Annotated in this window: 14 protein-coding genes; 4 read left to right on the forward strand and 10 right to left on the reverse strand. The window is 63.9% G+C overall.

The features are described 5' to 3' along the window. Positions 1 to 14: 14 nt before the first annotated feature. From ACQKRQ_RS11110 to gspG, 7 genes are all read right to left on the reverse strand, one after another. Entirely contained in the window at positions 15 to 518 is a 504-nt protein-coding gene (locus tag ACQKRQ_RS11110; protein ID WP_132376492.1) for a type II secretion system protein M, read from the reverse strand. After that, complete coding sequence (gene gspL / locus ACQKRQ_RS11115) at positions 515 to 1,942, reverse strand: type II secretion system protein GspL (RefSeq protein WP_427476914.1); 1,428 nt, start codon at positions 1,940 to 1,942, stop codon at positions 515 to 517. Before gspL ends, ACQKRQ_RS11110 begins: the two co-directional genes overlap by 4 nt. Positions 1,943 to 1,970: 28 nt before the next feature. Then, the gene (gene gspK, locus ACQKRQ_RS11120) at positions 1,971 to 3,251 is read right to left on the reverse strand and encodes a type II secretion system minor pseudopilin GspK (protein ID WP_427476915.1); all 1,281 of its coding nucleotides are present in this window, start codon (positions 3,249 to 3,251) and stop codon (positions 1,971 to 1,973) included. Between the two features lie 475 nt (positions 3,252 to 3,726). Continuing rightward, positions 3,727 to 4,413 carry a PulJ/GspJ family protein gene (locus ACQKRQ_RS11125; protein ID WP_408176334.1) on the reverse strand — a complete coding sequence of 229 codons (687 nt, stop codon included), beginning with the start codon at positions 4,411 to 4,413 and terminating at the stop codon, positions 3,727 to 3,729. After that, positions 4,391 to 4,807 (reverse strand): type II secretion system minor pseudopilin GspI, encoded by a 417-nt coding sequence (gene gspI, locus ACQKRQ_RS11130; RefSeq protein ID WP_427476918.1) that lies wholly within the window; start codon positions 4,805 to 4,807, stop codon positions 4,391 to 4,393. Before gspI ends, ACQKRQ_RS11125 begins: the two co-directional genes overlap by 23 nt. Before the next feature lies 1 nt (position 4,808). After that, the gene (locus ACQKRQ_RS11135; protein WP_408284615.1) at positions 4,809 to 5,387 is read right to left on the reverse strand and encodes a GspH/FimT family pseudopilin; all 579 of its coding nucleotides are present in this window, start codon (positions 5,385 to 5,387) and stop codon (positions 4,809 to 4,811) included. Positions 5,388 to 5,490: 103 nt separating this feature from the next. Further along, entirely contained in the window at positions 5,491 to 5,955 is a 465-nt protein-coding gene (gspG, locus tag ACQKRQ_RS11140; protein WP_132376497.1) for a type II secretion system major pseudopilin GspG, read from the reverse strand. Between the two features lie 234 nt (positions 5,956 to 6,189). Between gspG and ACQKRQ_RS11145 the strand changes: the two genes are divergently transcribed. Continuing rightward, positions 6,190 to 6,603 carry a general secretion pathway protein GspC gene (locus ACQKRQ_RS11145; protein ID WP_132376498.1) on the forward strand — a complete coding sequence of 138 codons (414 nt, stop codon included), beginning with the start codon at positions 6,190 to 6,192 and terminating at the stop codon, positions 6,601 to 6,603. Between the two features lie 82 nt (positions 6,604 to 6,685). Here the strand turns inward: ACQKRQ_RS11145 and gspF are convergent, their stop codons facing one another. The 3 genes from gspF to gspD are packed head-to-tail and all read right to left on the reverse strand — an operon-like array spanning position 6,686 to position 11,836. Continuing rightward, positions 6,686 to 7,903, reverse strand: coding sequence for a type II secretion system inner membrane protein GspF (gspF, locus tag ACQKRQ_RS11150; protein WP_132376499.1), 1,218 nt, complete (start codon positions 7,901 to 7,903; stop codon positions 6,686 to 6,688). Positions 7,904 to 7,907: 4 nt separating this feature from the next. After that, complete coding sequence (gene gspE / locus ACQKRQ_RS11155; RefSeq protein WP_132376500.1) at positions 7,908 to 9,476, reverse strand: type II secretion system ATPase GspE; 1,569 nt, start codon at positions 9,474 to 9,476, stop codon at positions 7,908 to 7,910. Further along, positions 9,473 to 11,836 carry a type II secretion system secretin GspD gene (gene gspD / locus ACQKRQ_RS11160; protein WP_427476921.1) on the reverse strand — a complete coding sequence of 788 codons (2,364 nt, stop codon included), beginning with the start codon at positions 11,834 to 11,836 and terminating at the stop codon, positions 9,473 to 9,475. Before gspD ends, gspE begins: the two co-directional genes overlap by 4 nt. A gap of 29 nt (positions 11,837 to 11,865) precedes the next feature. Between gspD and ACQKRQ_RS11165 the strand changes: the two genes are divergently transcribed. The 3 genes from ACQKRQ_RS11165 (at position 11,866) to ACQKRQ_RS11175 (ending at position 14,255) form a co-directional block, all read left to right on the forward strand. Beyond that, positions 11,866 to 12,006, forward strand: coding sequence for a hypothetical protein (locus tag ACQKRQ_RS11165; RefSeq protein ID WP_408431482.1), 141 nt, complete (start codon positions 11,866 to 11,868; stop codon positions 12,004 to 12,006). A gap of 346 nt (positions 12,007 to 12,352) precedes the next feature. Further along, positions 12,353 to 12,799, forward strand: coding sequence for a lytic transglycosylase domain-containing protein (locus ACQKRQ_RS11170; protein WP_132376502.1), 447 nt, complete (start codon positions 12,353 to 12,355; stop codon positions 12,797 to 12,799). Between the two features lie 139 nt (positions 12,800 to 12,938). Further along, complete coding sequence (locus ACQKRQ_RS11175) at positions 12,939 to 14,255, forward strand: GTP-binding protein (protein ID WP_427476923.1); 1,317 nt, start codon at positions 12,939 to 12,941, stop codon at positions 14,253 to 14,255. Positions 14,256 to 14,318: the final 63 nt, after the last annotated feature.

Genomic DNA, 14,318 nt, shown 5'->3' on the forward strand with positions numbered 1-14,318 from the left:
GGTCGCGGTTATTTTCATTTCGCGGTGGACGGCTGCAACGACGCCGTCAGGTCCACCTGGCCGTCTTCCTTGAGCGCCGTGGCGTGCGCCTCCGAGACTTGCACCTTGAACTGCTTGCGCACGTCGTCGACCCAGTTCGTCCACGCCGGGAACGACGCGTTCTTCAACTGGATCTGGACCGCGTTGCCGATCACCTGAACCTGCGTCGCCGCGAGGCCGTGATCGCTGAGTGAAGCGGTGAGGGCGTCCTTCAGCGCAGCGCCGGTCGGCGCGACGCCTTGAGCCGCCGCCGACAATTGGCGCGCTTCGTTCGCTTGCGCGGTCATCTGCGCCAACTGCCGCTGCATGGCGGGCAGCGTTTCACGCAGATGCGAGCGGCCTTCCTGCGCCGGCGCCCACAGCACCGACCACGCGATTACCACGGCGAGAATCCCGCCGCCCCACGTCAGGATGGCTTTTTCGCGCTCGGTGCGCTGCTCCCAGAATCCGGCCCATGTTTGAGCGATTTCAGCTTTCATTGTCCGTTCCTGATGGTCCATTTGCCGGTATTGCTATCGATCGCGCCGCTCAGGCCGTTGCGGGCGAGGCGCTTCGCGAAATCGGGATCGAGCTTGACCTCCGGCTTGAAGTTCACGTCGAGCCGCCGGTCGTGATAGTCGAGCGCGGCGATGCCGTTGACCGGCACCGGCGCCAGCGAGCGCGCGAGGCCGTCGGCGAGCGGCAGGAAATCGTCCGGCGACAGCTCGCCCGCGGCGACACGCAACTGCTGCAACTGGCGCGCCATCTGATCGGGCGCATCGAGCACGACCGTCGTTTTGGGGAACGTATTGAGCAGCAGTTCGGTCATCTGTGTGTTGATCGCATCGCGTTGGCGCGCGAGCATCAGCCACTGCACGTTCGCGCCGATGATCGCAATCAGCAGCGCGCCGACCGCGAGCAAAACCGGCAGACGCAGACGCCGCAGCGTCGCGCGGTCGAGCCGCCACGGCTGCGAAGCGAACTCGAACTGGCACAGGTCGAAGCGGCACTCGAGCGCACGCCGCGCGAGTTGCTCGAACGGCAGCGGACTGGCGCCGTGGATGTGCGCAGCCAGCCGCGCCGGGCTATTCGGGGCGAGACTCGGCTCGTTGCCGGGCACTTCGGTGAGCATATGCAGCGAGACCTTCGCCGCCCCGGCGAGCGCGCCGAGCGTCGTGTTCACGGCGTTGGCCGGCACTGCCAAGCCTTCACCTTGCACGCCGCGTGCGATCGCCAGTTCGACGCGCGGCACGCTTCTGTCGCCCGCGCTGTCCACGACGCCTTCGAGCAGCATGGCGGGCGCGGTCTGCACCACCGCGCCGAGTACGGCGGCCACCATCGGCACGGCGACCGCTGCGCCGGGCGCCACCGCTGGCGCGACATCCGCCAGCGGCGTCGCCACACCCGCGGCGCCCGCCAGGGCCGGCTCACCGGCGTTCACCGTTTCCGCGACTTCGGCGAGCACGTCGGCATCGAGCGTGGCCGCCTGCGGCAGGCAGCGCGTGACCGGCACCGCGCGCAAGCTGCGGTGGCCGGCATTGGAGAACGATTCGCAGATAAACCGGAACCAGCCGCGGTCGATGATCGCCAGCAGCTGCCGCCCGCCCGCGAGCGGTTTCGGATCGACGGCGATGTGACAGGTCTGCGGGTCCTGGATCAGTTGATCCTCGACGATATTGGGCAATGCCTGACGCAGCCTCGGGCCGCGCAACGGCGGCAGTGTGGCGGGCATCATCAGCAGGTCGCGCGCGGCGACCATCAGCACCGTGGTGGAGGCGCGCGGCAGCAGCGCGAGTGCCGACCGGCCGGCGCGCTGGGCGCGGCCCGATTTGTCGAGCAGCACGAACGGCAGCTCCGGCAGTTGCCATTCCTGCGATGGCACCGCCGGATCACGCGGCGGCAATAGAACGATCAGCGTGCTCAAAGGCCACTCTCTCTGGGAAAGGCGTTATTCATAGTTGGTCTTCTACTCGCACGATACGCGTAGTGTGAGTCAATGCGTCGCGATAGACGAGGGTCGTGCGGTCCACCTCGGCGCGTTCGTGCAGCACGCGGCCGTGGATCAGGAAGTAATTCGAGTTGACGTCGAGTTCGCTCGGATCGATCGAGGTCGACTGCACGCCGGCGCCTTGCAACGCGAGCTGGATGTCGCCGACGTTACGGAAAAATACCGTCTGCCGGCGCGCGACGAAGGCTTGCGCCGTCGACACGCTCATGCCCGGGATGACCGCCGCGATCACTTCGGCCGAAGCCGTGTTCACGTTGACTGCCGATACCGTCGGCAGCACGGTGACGAAGGGGCGCAAGCGAGCGACCATCTCCGGCGTGTAGCCGGGGATATCGAGCAGCGAGTCGACGCTGGTCATCTGGATCGGTGCGTTCGCGGAGCTGTCGTCGCTGTCTTCGATGCCGGGTTTGTCGGTGAAGCTGCCGCCGGTGGCGCCGCCCTGGATCGGCGGCGGAGTCGCGGTTGTGCCGTTCGTGGATGTGACGGTCTGGAAACGGGTTGCCGATTGCGCGAGGCTCGCGCGGACCTGGAGTGCTGTGGTTTTTGCCAGCTGGCTGTTGGCGCCGAGCGATACCAGTAGGCGCTGGTAGGCGCCGATTTGGTCCATGTCTAGTTGCATGACGCCTGGGGCCGGGCTCTCGACCAGATTTCTCAGGTTGAATTTTGCCTGGGCGTCTTCGATTGAACCGGATAGGTACGTTTCTGCGCCTTGTTGCGCTCTTACTTCGCCGATCTGGCCTAGGAAATCCGAGAGGCGGGTTTTGGCGATGGGGACGCCCCATAAGCCACCTAAGTAGGTGATGCCCGCGGAGGTGTCGCCTTCTGAGCGGAGAATCAGGCGCGTCCAATCCAAGGCGCCGCGTGATACCCATTGTGCCTGGGAGAGCAGGCGCTGGTTTTCTATCCTTCGGATTTGGACTTGCTGGCGCCAGAGCATGCCCGAGACCAGAATCGCGGATAGCGCTACTACCAGCAGGGCGCTGATGATTGCTACGCCGTTTTGGGTTTTTTGGCTCTTTTTGTTGGCCTTTCCTTGAATTCGTTGTGGTCTATTGGCGTTGCCCCTGTGCGGGGCGGCACCTACTTTCTTTGCCGCGGCAAAGAAAGTAGGCAAAGAAAGCCGCTTCACACCGCTAATGCTAAGCGGGTCCCCCGCACAGCCACGGTAGTGGACCATCTGGAATCCGTCACCTCGCACATTCAACCCCAGTGACAAAGCCGTCATACCCCCCGCCTCGCACTCCGTGCTCGCCGGAAGGGTATGGCTTAAGACCGATGGCTTCGTTTGGGCGTGGTGGGAACCATCGGCTTCGCCTCGGCGAGGCGCCGAGGCGGATACGGAAACGGATGCGGACCGAACATATGGTGAGCTGCAGTCATACGTCGGCAAGGACGGGGGGTTTTGTTGCTTGCCGCTCGGCGCGCGCAGCGCCGCCGGAACGGATGACTGCCTGGTCACTGGCGTGTGTTGTGCGGGGGATCGTTCGTTGATCGTGCCACTACCGTGGCTGTGCGAGGAGACCGCTTGTACGTTAGCGGTTTGAAGCCGCTTTCTTTGCTTACTTTCTTTGCGGTGGCAAAGAAAGTAAGTGCCGCCCCGCACAGGGGCAACGCCAATAGACCACCATGAATTCAAGCAAAGGCCAACGCCAAAGGAACACACCCCAACTCGTCGGAAAGACAAAAAAGAGAACTTCATTTCACTCTCCGACGAGAAAAACGCGAGTAACAGGCCGCGCCAAAGACTTAGCCCCGACACTCACCTGAAGCCCCGTCACAGACCGCGGCAGCGGCGCACTCCCAAGCTGGGGCACCTTAAGATTATTGTCCGCCTCCGTAATGGCGCTCTGCACATCACCCATCTGCGTCGTCCACCCCACCTTCGGCACGTAGACCTGAGCAGAAATAGAACCCACACCGCCCATCAACGGCACGCCACTCCATCCCTCGCCTTCGCTGCCGCGCAGCGCCCGTCGCAACTCGCCCATATTCCCCAACGGCGGCGACGCATATCGAATCACACGCCCATCGGACACCCGATACCGCACCACCTGCAACCGCGGCGCCGCTCCCGGCAAGTTCATCTGCCGCACGATCTGCAACACGCTGCCCGACACTGACACAGCCGCCTGCCCAGCCTCATCATCCGACGCCGCCTGCCGGGCATCGATCCTCATCTGGTCGAACAACTGCGCAAAGACGCGCTCGTCTTCCATCGCGTTCGTAATCGTCTGCCGGCCGCGGATGATCTGGTCGAGCCCGCGCCACGACAGCACGGCAATCACCGCCAGAATCGCAATCGCCACCAGCAATTCGATCAGCGTGAAACCACGCGCGCCCCTCGCGCCCAATGGGCGGCGGCGCTCAGAGCGAACGGTTGTTTTCATTCGCGACCACCGTCACCATCTGAGCCAGATTGCCGGACCCGCCCGGCATCGTCACCATCACTTCCACTCGACGAAACACCGGATTCGGCGTGGCCGTCACATGCTCTGTACAGATCAACTGCAAGTTGCCTTGCGAACAATCGAAACTCGTGGAACCCACGTTCGGCCAGGCATGCGCCAGATGCAATTGCGCCAACGTATTGTCCGCGCTCCAGGACGCCAGCAAACGGCGGTGCAGATCGGCCTCGCCGCTCGCGAGACTGCCCACCGCACGCAACGAAGCGGCCAACGCCACCGCGATGATCGCCAGCGCCACCAGCACTTCGATCATCGTGAAACCGCGCTGCGCGCCGTGGCTCATCTGGCGAGCGGTCATGCTCCTGCAACGACGCATCTCAGTGCACCTCGTAGCGGCCATTGCCGGTGCCGACGATCGTCGCGCTCCCGGCTGCCGAAAACAGCGTGATCTGCACGGGCACGTCGATCGCCTCGGTGCCGAATACGATACGGCTGGGCTGCGCATCCGAACCGGGATAGCTAATGGCCACGCCGGTCACGCCGCCTTCCCAGCGACGCGGCCCAAGCAGATCGTCACGCAGCGGACGCCAGCCATCTTCGGTGCGCAGGTCGAAACGAAAGCCGCCATCGAGCGGTTGCCAGGCGATCGGCCGCGCGCGCACCTGCGCTTCGTCGCCGGCCGATTCGAACAGCAGCGCGAGACGCTGCGCTTCCTCGTTCAGATCGGTGCGCGGATTGCGTGTCATCGTCAACGCGGTCAAGGACACCAGCAAGCCCGCAATCACCAGCACCACCAGCATTTCCAGCAGCGTAAAACCCGCCGCGCGTTTGCCGCCGCGCGTGCCCGCGTCACCCGAGCGGCGCACGCCACGACGGCGCGCGCCGGCACACGCCACGCGCGGCAATGAAGCCGTACAGGGCGTGTCCACACGGGACTTGCAAGGGGACAATCGCATAGTGCCGGCCACGAACGATCAACTCAAAATCAAACGACGATGCATCGACAGGAACGCGCGAGGTTCAATCCCGCCGCGCGCATGAAAATCACCGACTAAGCGCCTACTGCCACGAGCCGACGTCGGCATCATTGCCTTCGCCGCCCGCCTTGCCGTCCGCGCCGTAGCTGAACACGTCGATCTCGCCGTGCACACCCGGATTCAGATACTGGTAACCGTTACCCCACGGATCGTTCGGCAGACGCTCGAGGTAGCCACCGTCCTTCCAGTTGGTCGGCACGGGATCCGTGCTCGGCTTTTCGATCAGCGAGCGCAGGCCTTGCTCCTGCGTCGGATAACGGCCATTGTCGAGACGGTAGAGCTTCAGCGCCTGCATGACCGTGCCGATGTCCTGCTTGGCGGCGACACGGCGCGCCTCGTCGGGACGGCTCATGATCTTCGGCACGATCAACGCGGCCAGAATGCCCAGAATCGCGATCACGACCATGATTTCGATCAGCGTGAAACCACGTTGACGACGGCTGCGCGGACCCGCGATGTCATGACGGCGAGTGGTCGACAGTTGCATAGCTTGCTACCTCTTTTCAGGTGAAATTTTGACTGGGCGGGATTCGCGTTTTGGCAATCAGGGTGCCATTGAACACGCCCGGCCGGTCATTTTAATGTCATGCAGTTGAACGGCCCTGAGAAAACGCCGGGCCGCCTCAAGTTTGCTCACCCCTCGGGGGGCCCGGCGCGATGCGCCAGGTTGGGGCGCTTTCAACCCCACGCAATTTTCACAATAGTCCGTACAATGATGCGCATGAACGCCATCCAAATCCGCCTTCTGTCGCTCGCGCTGTTCGCCGTGTTCTGCGCGACGTTGACCTACTGGGTCATCACGCTCAGCACGATGTCCGGTGCGCCGTTGCCCGCAGCCGCCGCGCACGCGCAGATCTCGACCGAGCAGGCTGCCACGCTGTTCGGCGGCCAGCTCACGCGCAACGCCAACCAGGACGTGCGACTGTTCGGCATCCTCGCGTTGCGGGAAGGCGCCGCGGCCATCGTCAGCGTGGGCGGCGAACCGCCGCATGCCGTGTCGCTCGGCAGCGCGCTGATGCAAGGCACCAAACTCTCCGAAGTCCGCGCCCGCTCGATCATCATCGACCGCAACGGCGCGCATTCCGAAGTGTTCCTGCCGGCCAACCCCGCAGGTCCGACGATCTACGTGCGCTAAAGCCAGGCGCACAACCGCTTCATTTCAACTGATTGCGCGGTGACCGCACCGGTCATCGCACAATCCCGTCCCTTTCCCAGCCTTACTGCACCAGGTTGTTCAACTCGATGATCGGCAGCATCACCGCCAGCACGATCACCAGCACGACGCCCCCCATCGCCAGAATCAGCAACGGCTCCAGCAGACTCGTCAGGAACATCGTGCGACGTTCCAGTTCGCGCGCTTCGCCGTCGGCCGCGCGGTCGAGCATCGTGGTCACGTCACCGGTCGCTTCGCCCGAACGGATCAGGTGAACCAGCACGGGCGGGAACGTTTTCGTGTTGCCGAGCGCGCGTGACAGCGACGTACCTTCGCGCACACGCACGATTGCATCGTCGATGTTCTCGCGCATCGCGTTGTTGCTGAGCGTTTCGGCGGCGGCTTGCAGCGCGCGCAGAATCGGCACGCCCGCCGCGGTGAGAATGCCGAGCGTGCTGGCAAAGCGCACGGTGTTATAGCCGCGCACGAGTTTGCCGAGCAGCGGGGCAGTAAGCAGCCAACGGTCGAACGCGAGGCGCGGGCCGGGCTGCTTGAGAATCGAGCGCACCAGATACACCAGCACGACCACGCCGATCAACATTGCCCACCACCAGTTCCGCACGAAGCCCGAGAGCGCCATCATCATGATGGTGAGGAAGGGCAGTTGCTGCTTGGTGCTGGCGAACACGTTCACCACTTGCGGCACCACGTAGCTCAGCAGAAACGTGACGATACCGAAAGCGATCAGCGTGACGATGGCGGGGTAGGTGAACGCGAGCACGATCTTCTGCTTCAGCGCGTTGCGTTGCTCGATATAGTCGGCAAGCCGCGACAGCACCAGACCGAGCTTGCCGGTATGTTCACCGGCGGCGACCAGCGCGCGGTAGATCTCGGGGAAGTCTTTCGGATGCTGCGTCAGCGCATTGGCCAGCGAATGGCCGCCGAGCACTTCCGCGCGAATCGACGCCATCAGTTCGCGAATGTAGTCGCGCTCGGATTGCTCGGTCAGCACGGCGAGCGCTTCGTCGAGCGGCAGGCCGGCAATCAGCAGGCTGGCGAGCTGGCGCGTCAGGATCGCCTGCTCGCGTTGCGACAAACGCCGCCCCAGCGACAGCCGTTGATTACGCTCGCCGCGCGTGCGCGTGGCCGCCGGTTCGACGACGAGCGGCGTCAGTCCCTGCGAACGCAGATTGGTCCGCGCGCCGCGCGCGCTGTCCGCGTCGAGTACGCCTTTTTGCGCCTTGCCCGCCGCGTCGATCGCTTCGAAACGAAATGCCGGCATGCGCTTATGCTCCGCCCGTCACGCGGATCACTTCTTCGAGCGATGTCAGCCCGGAAGCGAGCCAGCGGTCCGCATCCTCACGCAGCGTGCGCATGCCTTGCGCACGACCGGCCGCGAGAATTTCCGCATCGGCTGCGTTGCGGTGAACCAGCGTACGGATGTTGTCGTCGATCAGCAGCAGTTCGTAGACGCCGCGCCGTCCCGCATAACCAGAGTGGCCGCACCGGTCGCAACCGACCGGATGCCAGCGCACGCTGCCGTCTTCTTCGACACGCTCTTCGCGGCACACCGGGCACAGTCGCCGCACGAGTCGCTGCGCCAGCACGCCGAGCAGCGACGACGCCAGCAGATACGGCTCCACGCCCATGTCGGTCAAACGGGTCACTGCGGATGCCGCGTCGTTGGTGTGCAGCGTGGCCAGCACGAGGTGGCCCGTCAGCGATGCCTGCACCGCGATCTGCGCGGTCTCCAGGTCACGGATTTCACCGATCATGATGACGTCCGGGTCCTGCCGCAGAATCGAGCGCAGCGCCCGCGCGAAGGTCATGCCGATCCGTTCGTTGACCTGCGTCTGGCCGATGCCGGACAGGTCGTATTCGATCGGATCTTCGACCGTCATGATGTTGGTGGTCGCGGTTTCGAGCCGCGACATCGCCGCATACAGCGTGGTCGTTTTACCGGAGCCGGTCGGCCCGGTCACCAGCACGATCCCGTGCGGCCGGCCGATCAGCTTGTCGAACTTGCCGAGCGTATCCGGTCCCATGCCGAGCGCTTCGAGGTTCAGGCGTGACGCATCTTTTTCCAGCAGACGCAGCACCGCGCGTTCGCCGTGGCCGGTCGGCAGCGTCGAGACGCGCACGTCGACCGGGCGGCCGCCCACGCGCAGCGTGATACGGCCGTCCTGCGGCAAACGCTTCTCGGCGATGTCGAGCTGCGCCATGATCTTGATCCGCGAGATCAGCGCGCCGTGCAGCGCTTTCTTCGGCCGCACCACGTCGCGCAACGTGCCATCGACGCGAAAGCGCACCACAGAAGAAGTCTCGAACGGCTCGATGTGAATATCCGATGCCTGCTCGCGCGCCGCTTGCGTGAGCAACGCGTTGATCATGCGGATGATCGGCGCGTCGTCTTCCGACTCCAGCAGATCCTCGACCTCGGGAATGTCCTGCATGAGGCGCGAGAGATCGACTTCGCCTTCCACTTCGCCGACCACCTGCGCAGCGCTGCCGTCCTGGCGCGCATACGCCTGGTTGATCGCCTGCGTGAGCTCGTCGGCGGGCAGACGTACGATCGACACTGCGCCGAAGTTGCGTGCCACTTCGGAAAGCGCGGCGTCGCTCGTGCGTTCGCTGATCCAGACTTCGAGGCTGTCCGCGTGCTGATGCGCGACCAGAATCTGGCCGGCACGGGCAAAACCGTAGGGCACGAGCCGCGCGGCGATGGCCGAAGGCGCCTCGCGCACGGCATGCTCGGTTACACCCGCGGGCGACATCGCCGCGGCTTGTGTCGCGGCACCGGCTCGCACCGCTGCGGGCGACGCAGACGCTGACGGCGGCGTGGACGGCGTGCTCACGGCCGCACTCCAGGCGACGCGGTGGAAGGCGCCACAGTGACCGGACTGCTCTGCGTGGAAGGCGCCACGGTGACCGGATTGGTCTGCACGGTGCCGTTCGTGGCCGGCGCCGGGCCGACGGTGGCCGGGCCAGCGTTGGCCGGCGGCGGCGTCAGCTGCTGACGGCGCATCTTGTCGAGATCGAACAGATTCATCGCGGGCGAACCGCCCTGGCTCGGACCGATCGGCATCGGCGGAACCACCGGATCGTCATTGTCCTTCATCACGTTGTTGTCCTGCTTGTACGCGCCCTGCACGCCCTGGATGTAGTCGTAGCGATTGGACGTCACAGCCTGAGCGGTACTGCGATCGTTGATGATCACTGGGCGCAGGAACACCATCAGGTTGGTCTTGTTGCGAGTCTTCTGTTCCGAGCGGAACAACTGGCCGATCCACGGAATATCGCCGAGCAGCGGCACCTTGTTGTTGGTGACCTGGTAGTTGTCCTGCATCAGGCCACCCAGCACGATGATCTCGCCGTTATCGGCGAGCACCGTCGACTGGATCGACCGCTTGGTGAATTCCGGGCCGGCCGGGTTGGTCGTCGCGTTGGTCGTGCCGGTCACGATCGCCGAGTCTTCGGTGTAGAGCTGCAGCTTGAGAATGCCGCCGTCGGTGATCTGCGGCTTAACGTGCAGCGTCAGGCCGACGTCGACGCGGTCGAAAGTATTGAACGCCGACGTCGCGGTGGCGCTCGTGAGGTTCGAATATGAACCCGTCTGGATCGGCACGTTTGTACCGACGACGATCTTCGCTTCCTCGTTGTCGAGCGTGATGAGGTTAGGCGTTGACAGCACGTTCGCATCGGCGGTCGTCGAGAGTGCCTGCAACAGTGCGCCAAGGCCCTGCACCCCGAAGATGTTGTGAATCCAGCCGACGTTCAGCCCTTGCTGCAACTGTTGGGTGGCGAGCGCGGTAGCAAGACCGCCGGTGGCCCCGGCCGCTGCGGCCCCCGCCGTCAGATTGATGATGCTGTTGCCGCTGCCGGTCGCCAGATTGGTGCCGGCGAATATCGAGTTGTTCGCAACCTGCCACTGAATGCCGAGATTGCCGGCCGTGTTCGAGTTCAATTCGACAATTAACGCCTCGAGATAAACCTGCGCGCGCCGTGCGTCGAGCTGGTCGATCACCGCGCGCAGATTGCGGTACACCGGCTCGGCCGCCGTGATGATCAGCGAGTTCGTCGCGGAGTCCGCCTGGATCATCCCGCCTTGCTGATTGTCGTCGCTCTTGTCCTTGTCGCTGCCGAGCAGGCCGCCGGCATTGTTGCTGCCGCCCGCACCGTACCCGCCTCCGCTGCCGCCGCCCATCGGCGAAGACAGCGAGCTGTTGCCGAGTCCGCCCGACGGCAGCGGTGGCGTACCCGACGAGCCCGTCGAATTATTGCCGCCCAGGCCGCCGCCGCTATTCTGGTTGAACGAATTCGCGTCGTTCGCGTTGCCCGACGAGTTGTCGCCGCCGCCTTTGCCGAACATGCCGCGCAAGGTCTTGGCGAGCTTCGTCGCGTCCGCGTTACGCAGCGGCACGACGTGGATGTTGCCGGGCATGGTGGTCGGCGTGTCGAGTTCCTTCGCCAGCTGCTTCGCCGCCGCGAGACGCGCGCCGTTCGACGCGCGGATCAGAAGCGAGTTGGTGCGCGGGTCGGCGGTGACCGACACCTTCAGCGTCGCGTCGGTACTGCCGATCGAGCCGGGGTCGAGCATCTTGTTCAGTTGCGTGGCGATGTCGATCGCGTTGGCGTTCTTCAGCTGCACCACCGATACCGATTGGCCCGCCGCCGAATCCACACCCTGGATGATCTGGGCAATACGCCGCACGTTGTCGGCGTAATCGGTGACTACAATCGTGTTGTTGGCTGGGTAGGCCGCCACGGTATTGTTCGGCGAGATGAGCGGACGCAGCACGGGCAACAGATTGTTGGCCGATTCGTTCTTCAGCACGAACACTTGCGTGACCACCTGGTCGCCGCGCGCCGTAGGCGTATTGCCGACATAGGTCGGCACGCCTTGCAGCTTCGCGTCGGCCTCGGGCACGACTTTCAGTACGCCGTGGTCCTGCACGAGCGCGAAGCCCTGCATCCGCAACGCGGACTGCAAGGTTTTCAGCGCCTGATCTTCAGGCACCGCGTTTTCCGACACGAGATTCAACTGACCTTTCACGCGCGGATCGACGATGATTGTTTTGCCGGTTGCCGCGCCAATCGCCTTGGCCACCTGATCGATGTCCGCGTTGACGAAGTTGAGTGTCACCTGTGCCTGTGCTGTCTGCGCGGTGATCAAGCCAGCCACCAGCAGCGCCGTTGCAACGCGACGCAAAGCCATACGATTTCTTCTCATGGAATAGGGTATCGATGCCAACAGCCGTAGCCGCCGACGGTCATGCAGTGCGGACATGGGAGCAGGCCGCCGCCCTGTCGATCTGCCGGCCGGCCTCGCTGACGATCATCGTCCTCGTTGCCCGCCGTCCGATGTCCGAAAAAAATGAACAGTAACAGTTTTTCATGTCGGATTTGTCACAAAACGAACCGCCTCGTGCGATTTCTCTAGAGGCCGCCACCTGTTGTCAAACAATTGAAAGCTAATGGATAGTCGTACGAATGAGCTCGAAAACGCTTCGTTTTCTGCTCTCTTATGTCGGTTAGCCAACTTGACGGGGGTCCGCCTGCCGGTATCATACGAGCCGTTCGAGTCCCTGGTTGCGAGATGCCGACGCGGGTTTACCCCAGTGTCAGACCAACGCCCGGCCAGCGCGGCTCGGCGGCTGTCAGTGGCTGAAGTATGGCCGATGCGACGCCTTACCGAACCTTACTCTTGCCCTTTGCTTAGTGGTCTTGACTGATGAAACGAAGCTTCGTCACCGTCGCCGTAGGACTTGCCGTGCTGGTAGCAGCAGGGTCCGCACGCGCCGATTGCTTTGATGAAGCAGCGAAATATCAGAAGGTCAACCCCTTGATTCTGCGCGCCATCGCGTGGCAGGAGTCGCATAATCGCCCCGACGCAACGCATAAGAATGCGAACGGCTCGACCGACTACGGGGTGATGCAGATCAATTCGATCCATCTGCCCACGCTCGCACAGTACGGCATCTCGCAGGGCACGTTGATGGAACCGTGCAAGAACGTCTACATAGCGGCATGGCATCTGCGCCGCCAGATGAACAAGTACGGCAACACCTGGCAGGCAATCGGCGCCTATCACTCCGAGACGCCGGCGCTGCGGGACAAGTACTCGCAGCAGATCGCCGCGATCCTGCGCAAGTGGAATCTGATGCCGGCTGCGCGCTGATCCCGCCTGTCACGCGGCCTCCGTCCGTTTTGATGCACAATGCGGCTTCGTGCAGCCTTCGAGGCTCGGCCCGGTTGCGGTCTGCATTATACGCCCTCAGCCAGGCACGCCTTCAAACCTCTAGTTTTCCCGTACTGCAATGAACCAGCCGCTATTGCCCGTCACCGTGCTCTCCGGTTTTCTGGGCGCCGGCAAGACCACGCTCCTGAATCACATCCTCGCGAATCGCGTCGGCTTACGCGTGGCCGTGATCGTCAACGATCTGGCCGCCGTCAATATCGACGCGACCCTCGTGCGCGATGCCGCCGCGCTTTCTCACGTCGAGGAACAACTCGTCGAGTTGTCGAACGGTTGCATCTGCTGCACGCTGCGCGACGATCTGCGGGTCGAGATCAAGCGTCTGGCCGGAGAGCGGCGTTTCGACGCGATCCTGATCGAATCGACCGGCGTGGCCGAGCCGATGCCGATCGCCGAGACCTTCAGCTTCGTCGACGATGAAGGTGCGTCGCTCTCCGACGTCGCCCGGCTCGACACGATGGTGACCGTGGTCGATGCGTTCAACTTCCTGCGCGACTACGGTTCGGCCGACGCGCTTGCCGAGCGTGGCATCGCCGCGACCGAGGAAGACGATCGCACGCTGGTCGAACTGCTGATCGAGCAGATCGAATTCTGCGATGTGCTGGTGGTGAACAAGGCCGATCTGGTGAGCGCGGACGAACTCACGCGCCTGCAACGCATTCTCGCCCGGATCAATCCGCGCGCCCTGCAGGTGGTCGCCCGTTTCGGCGAGGTGCCGCTCGCGCAAGTGCTGAACACCGGCCGCTTCGATTTCGACGAGGCGGCAAGCGCGCCAGGCTGGCTGGCATCGCTCAATCATGAGCATGATCACGAGCACGGCCATGCTCATCAGGGCGAAGCGGATGAGTTCGGCATCGGCAACTTCATTTACCGGGCGCGCCGGCCGTTTCACCCGGAACGCCTGTGGGCGCTGCTGCATCAGGAGTGGAAGGGCGTGCTGCGCAGCAAAGGTTTCTTCTGGCTTGCCACGCGTAACGATATAGCCGGTTCGCTCTCGCAGGCGGGTGGTGCTTGCCGGCACGGTCCGGCGGGCATGTGGTGGGCGGCTCAGGATCGCAGCGAGTGGCCCGACGGTGATGACGAGCTGGCCGCCGAAATTGCCGCGGACTGGTTCGGCGATCCGGACGATCTGAGCATCGGCGACCGTCGCCAGGAGCTGGTGATGATCGGCGTCGGCATCGATCCCACTGTCTGGAAAACGAAGTTCGACGCGTGTCTGCTGACCGACGAGGAATACGCGCAGGGACCGCAAGCATGGGAGCAGTTCGCCGATCCGTTCCCGGCCTGGGACTTCGACGAAGATGATCACGATCACGACCATCATGACCACGATCACGATGGTCATGGCCACGGTGAAATCGTGCATCGTCACGACTGAGCGGCTTTCGCCGCTCGGCGGAATCGAGCCGCGACGCCCGTTGCGGCCATCCTCTGCACAATG

Source organism: Paraburkholderia sp. NPDC080076 (genome assembly GCF_050281145.1).
GTDB lineage: Bacteria > Pseudomonadota > Gammaproteobacteria > Burkholderiales > Burkholderiaceae > Paraburkholderia.

Coding starts and splice junctions, on each gene's coding strand:
- ACQKRQ_RS11110 (WP_132376492.1), bottom strand. CDS start 518: ATGAAAGCTGAAATCGCTCAAACATGGGCCGGATTCTGGGAGCAGCGC.
- gspK (WP_427476915.1), bottom strand. CDS start 3,251: ATGACGGCTTTGTCACTGGGGTTGAATGTGCGAGGTGACGGATTCCAG.
- ACQKRQ_RS11125 (WP_408176334.1), bottom strand. CDS start 4,413: ATGAAAACAACCGTTCGCTCTGAGCGCCGCCGCCCATTGGGCGCGAGG.
- gspI (WP_427476918.1), bottom strand. CDS start 4,807: ATGCGTCGTTGCAGGAGCATGACCGCTCGCCAGATGAGCCACGGCGCG.
- ACQKRQ_RS11135 (WP_408284615.1), bottom strand. CDS start 5,387: ATGCGATTGTCCCCTTGCAAGTCCCGTGTGGACACGCCCTGTACGGCT.
- gspG (WP_132376497.1), bottom strand. CDS start 5,955: ATGCAACTGTCGACCACTCGCCGTCATGACATCGCGGGTCCGCGCAGC.
- ACQKRQ_RS11145 (WP_132376498.1), top strand. CDS start 6,190: ATGAACGCCATCCAAATCCGCCTTCTGTCGCTCGCGCTGTTCGCCGTG.
- gspF (WP_132376499.1), bottom strand. CDS start 7,903: ATGCCGGCATTTCGTTTCGAAGCGATCGACGCGGCGGGCAAGGCGCAA.
- gspD (WP_427476921.1), bottom strand. CDS start 11,836: ATGGCTTTGCGTCGCGTTGCAACGGCGCTGCTGGTGGCTGGCTTGATC.
- ACQKRQ_RS11165 (WP_408431482.1), top strand. CDS start 11,866: ATGCCAACAGCCGTAGCCGCCGACGGTCATGCAGTGCGGACATGGGAG.
- ACQKRQ_RS11170 (WP_132376502.1), top strand. CDS start 12,353: ATGAAACGAAGCTTCGTCACCGTCGCCGTAGGACTTGCCGTGCTGGTA.
- ACQKRQ_RS11175 (WP_427476923.1), top strand. CDS start 12,939: ATGAACCAGCCGCTATTGCCCGTCACCGTGCTCTCCGGTTTTCTGGGC.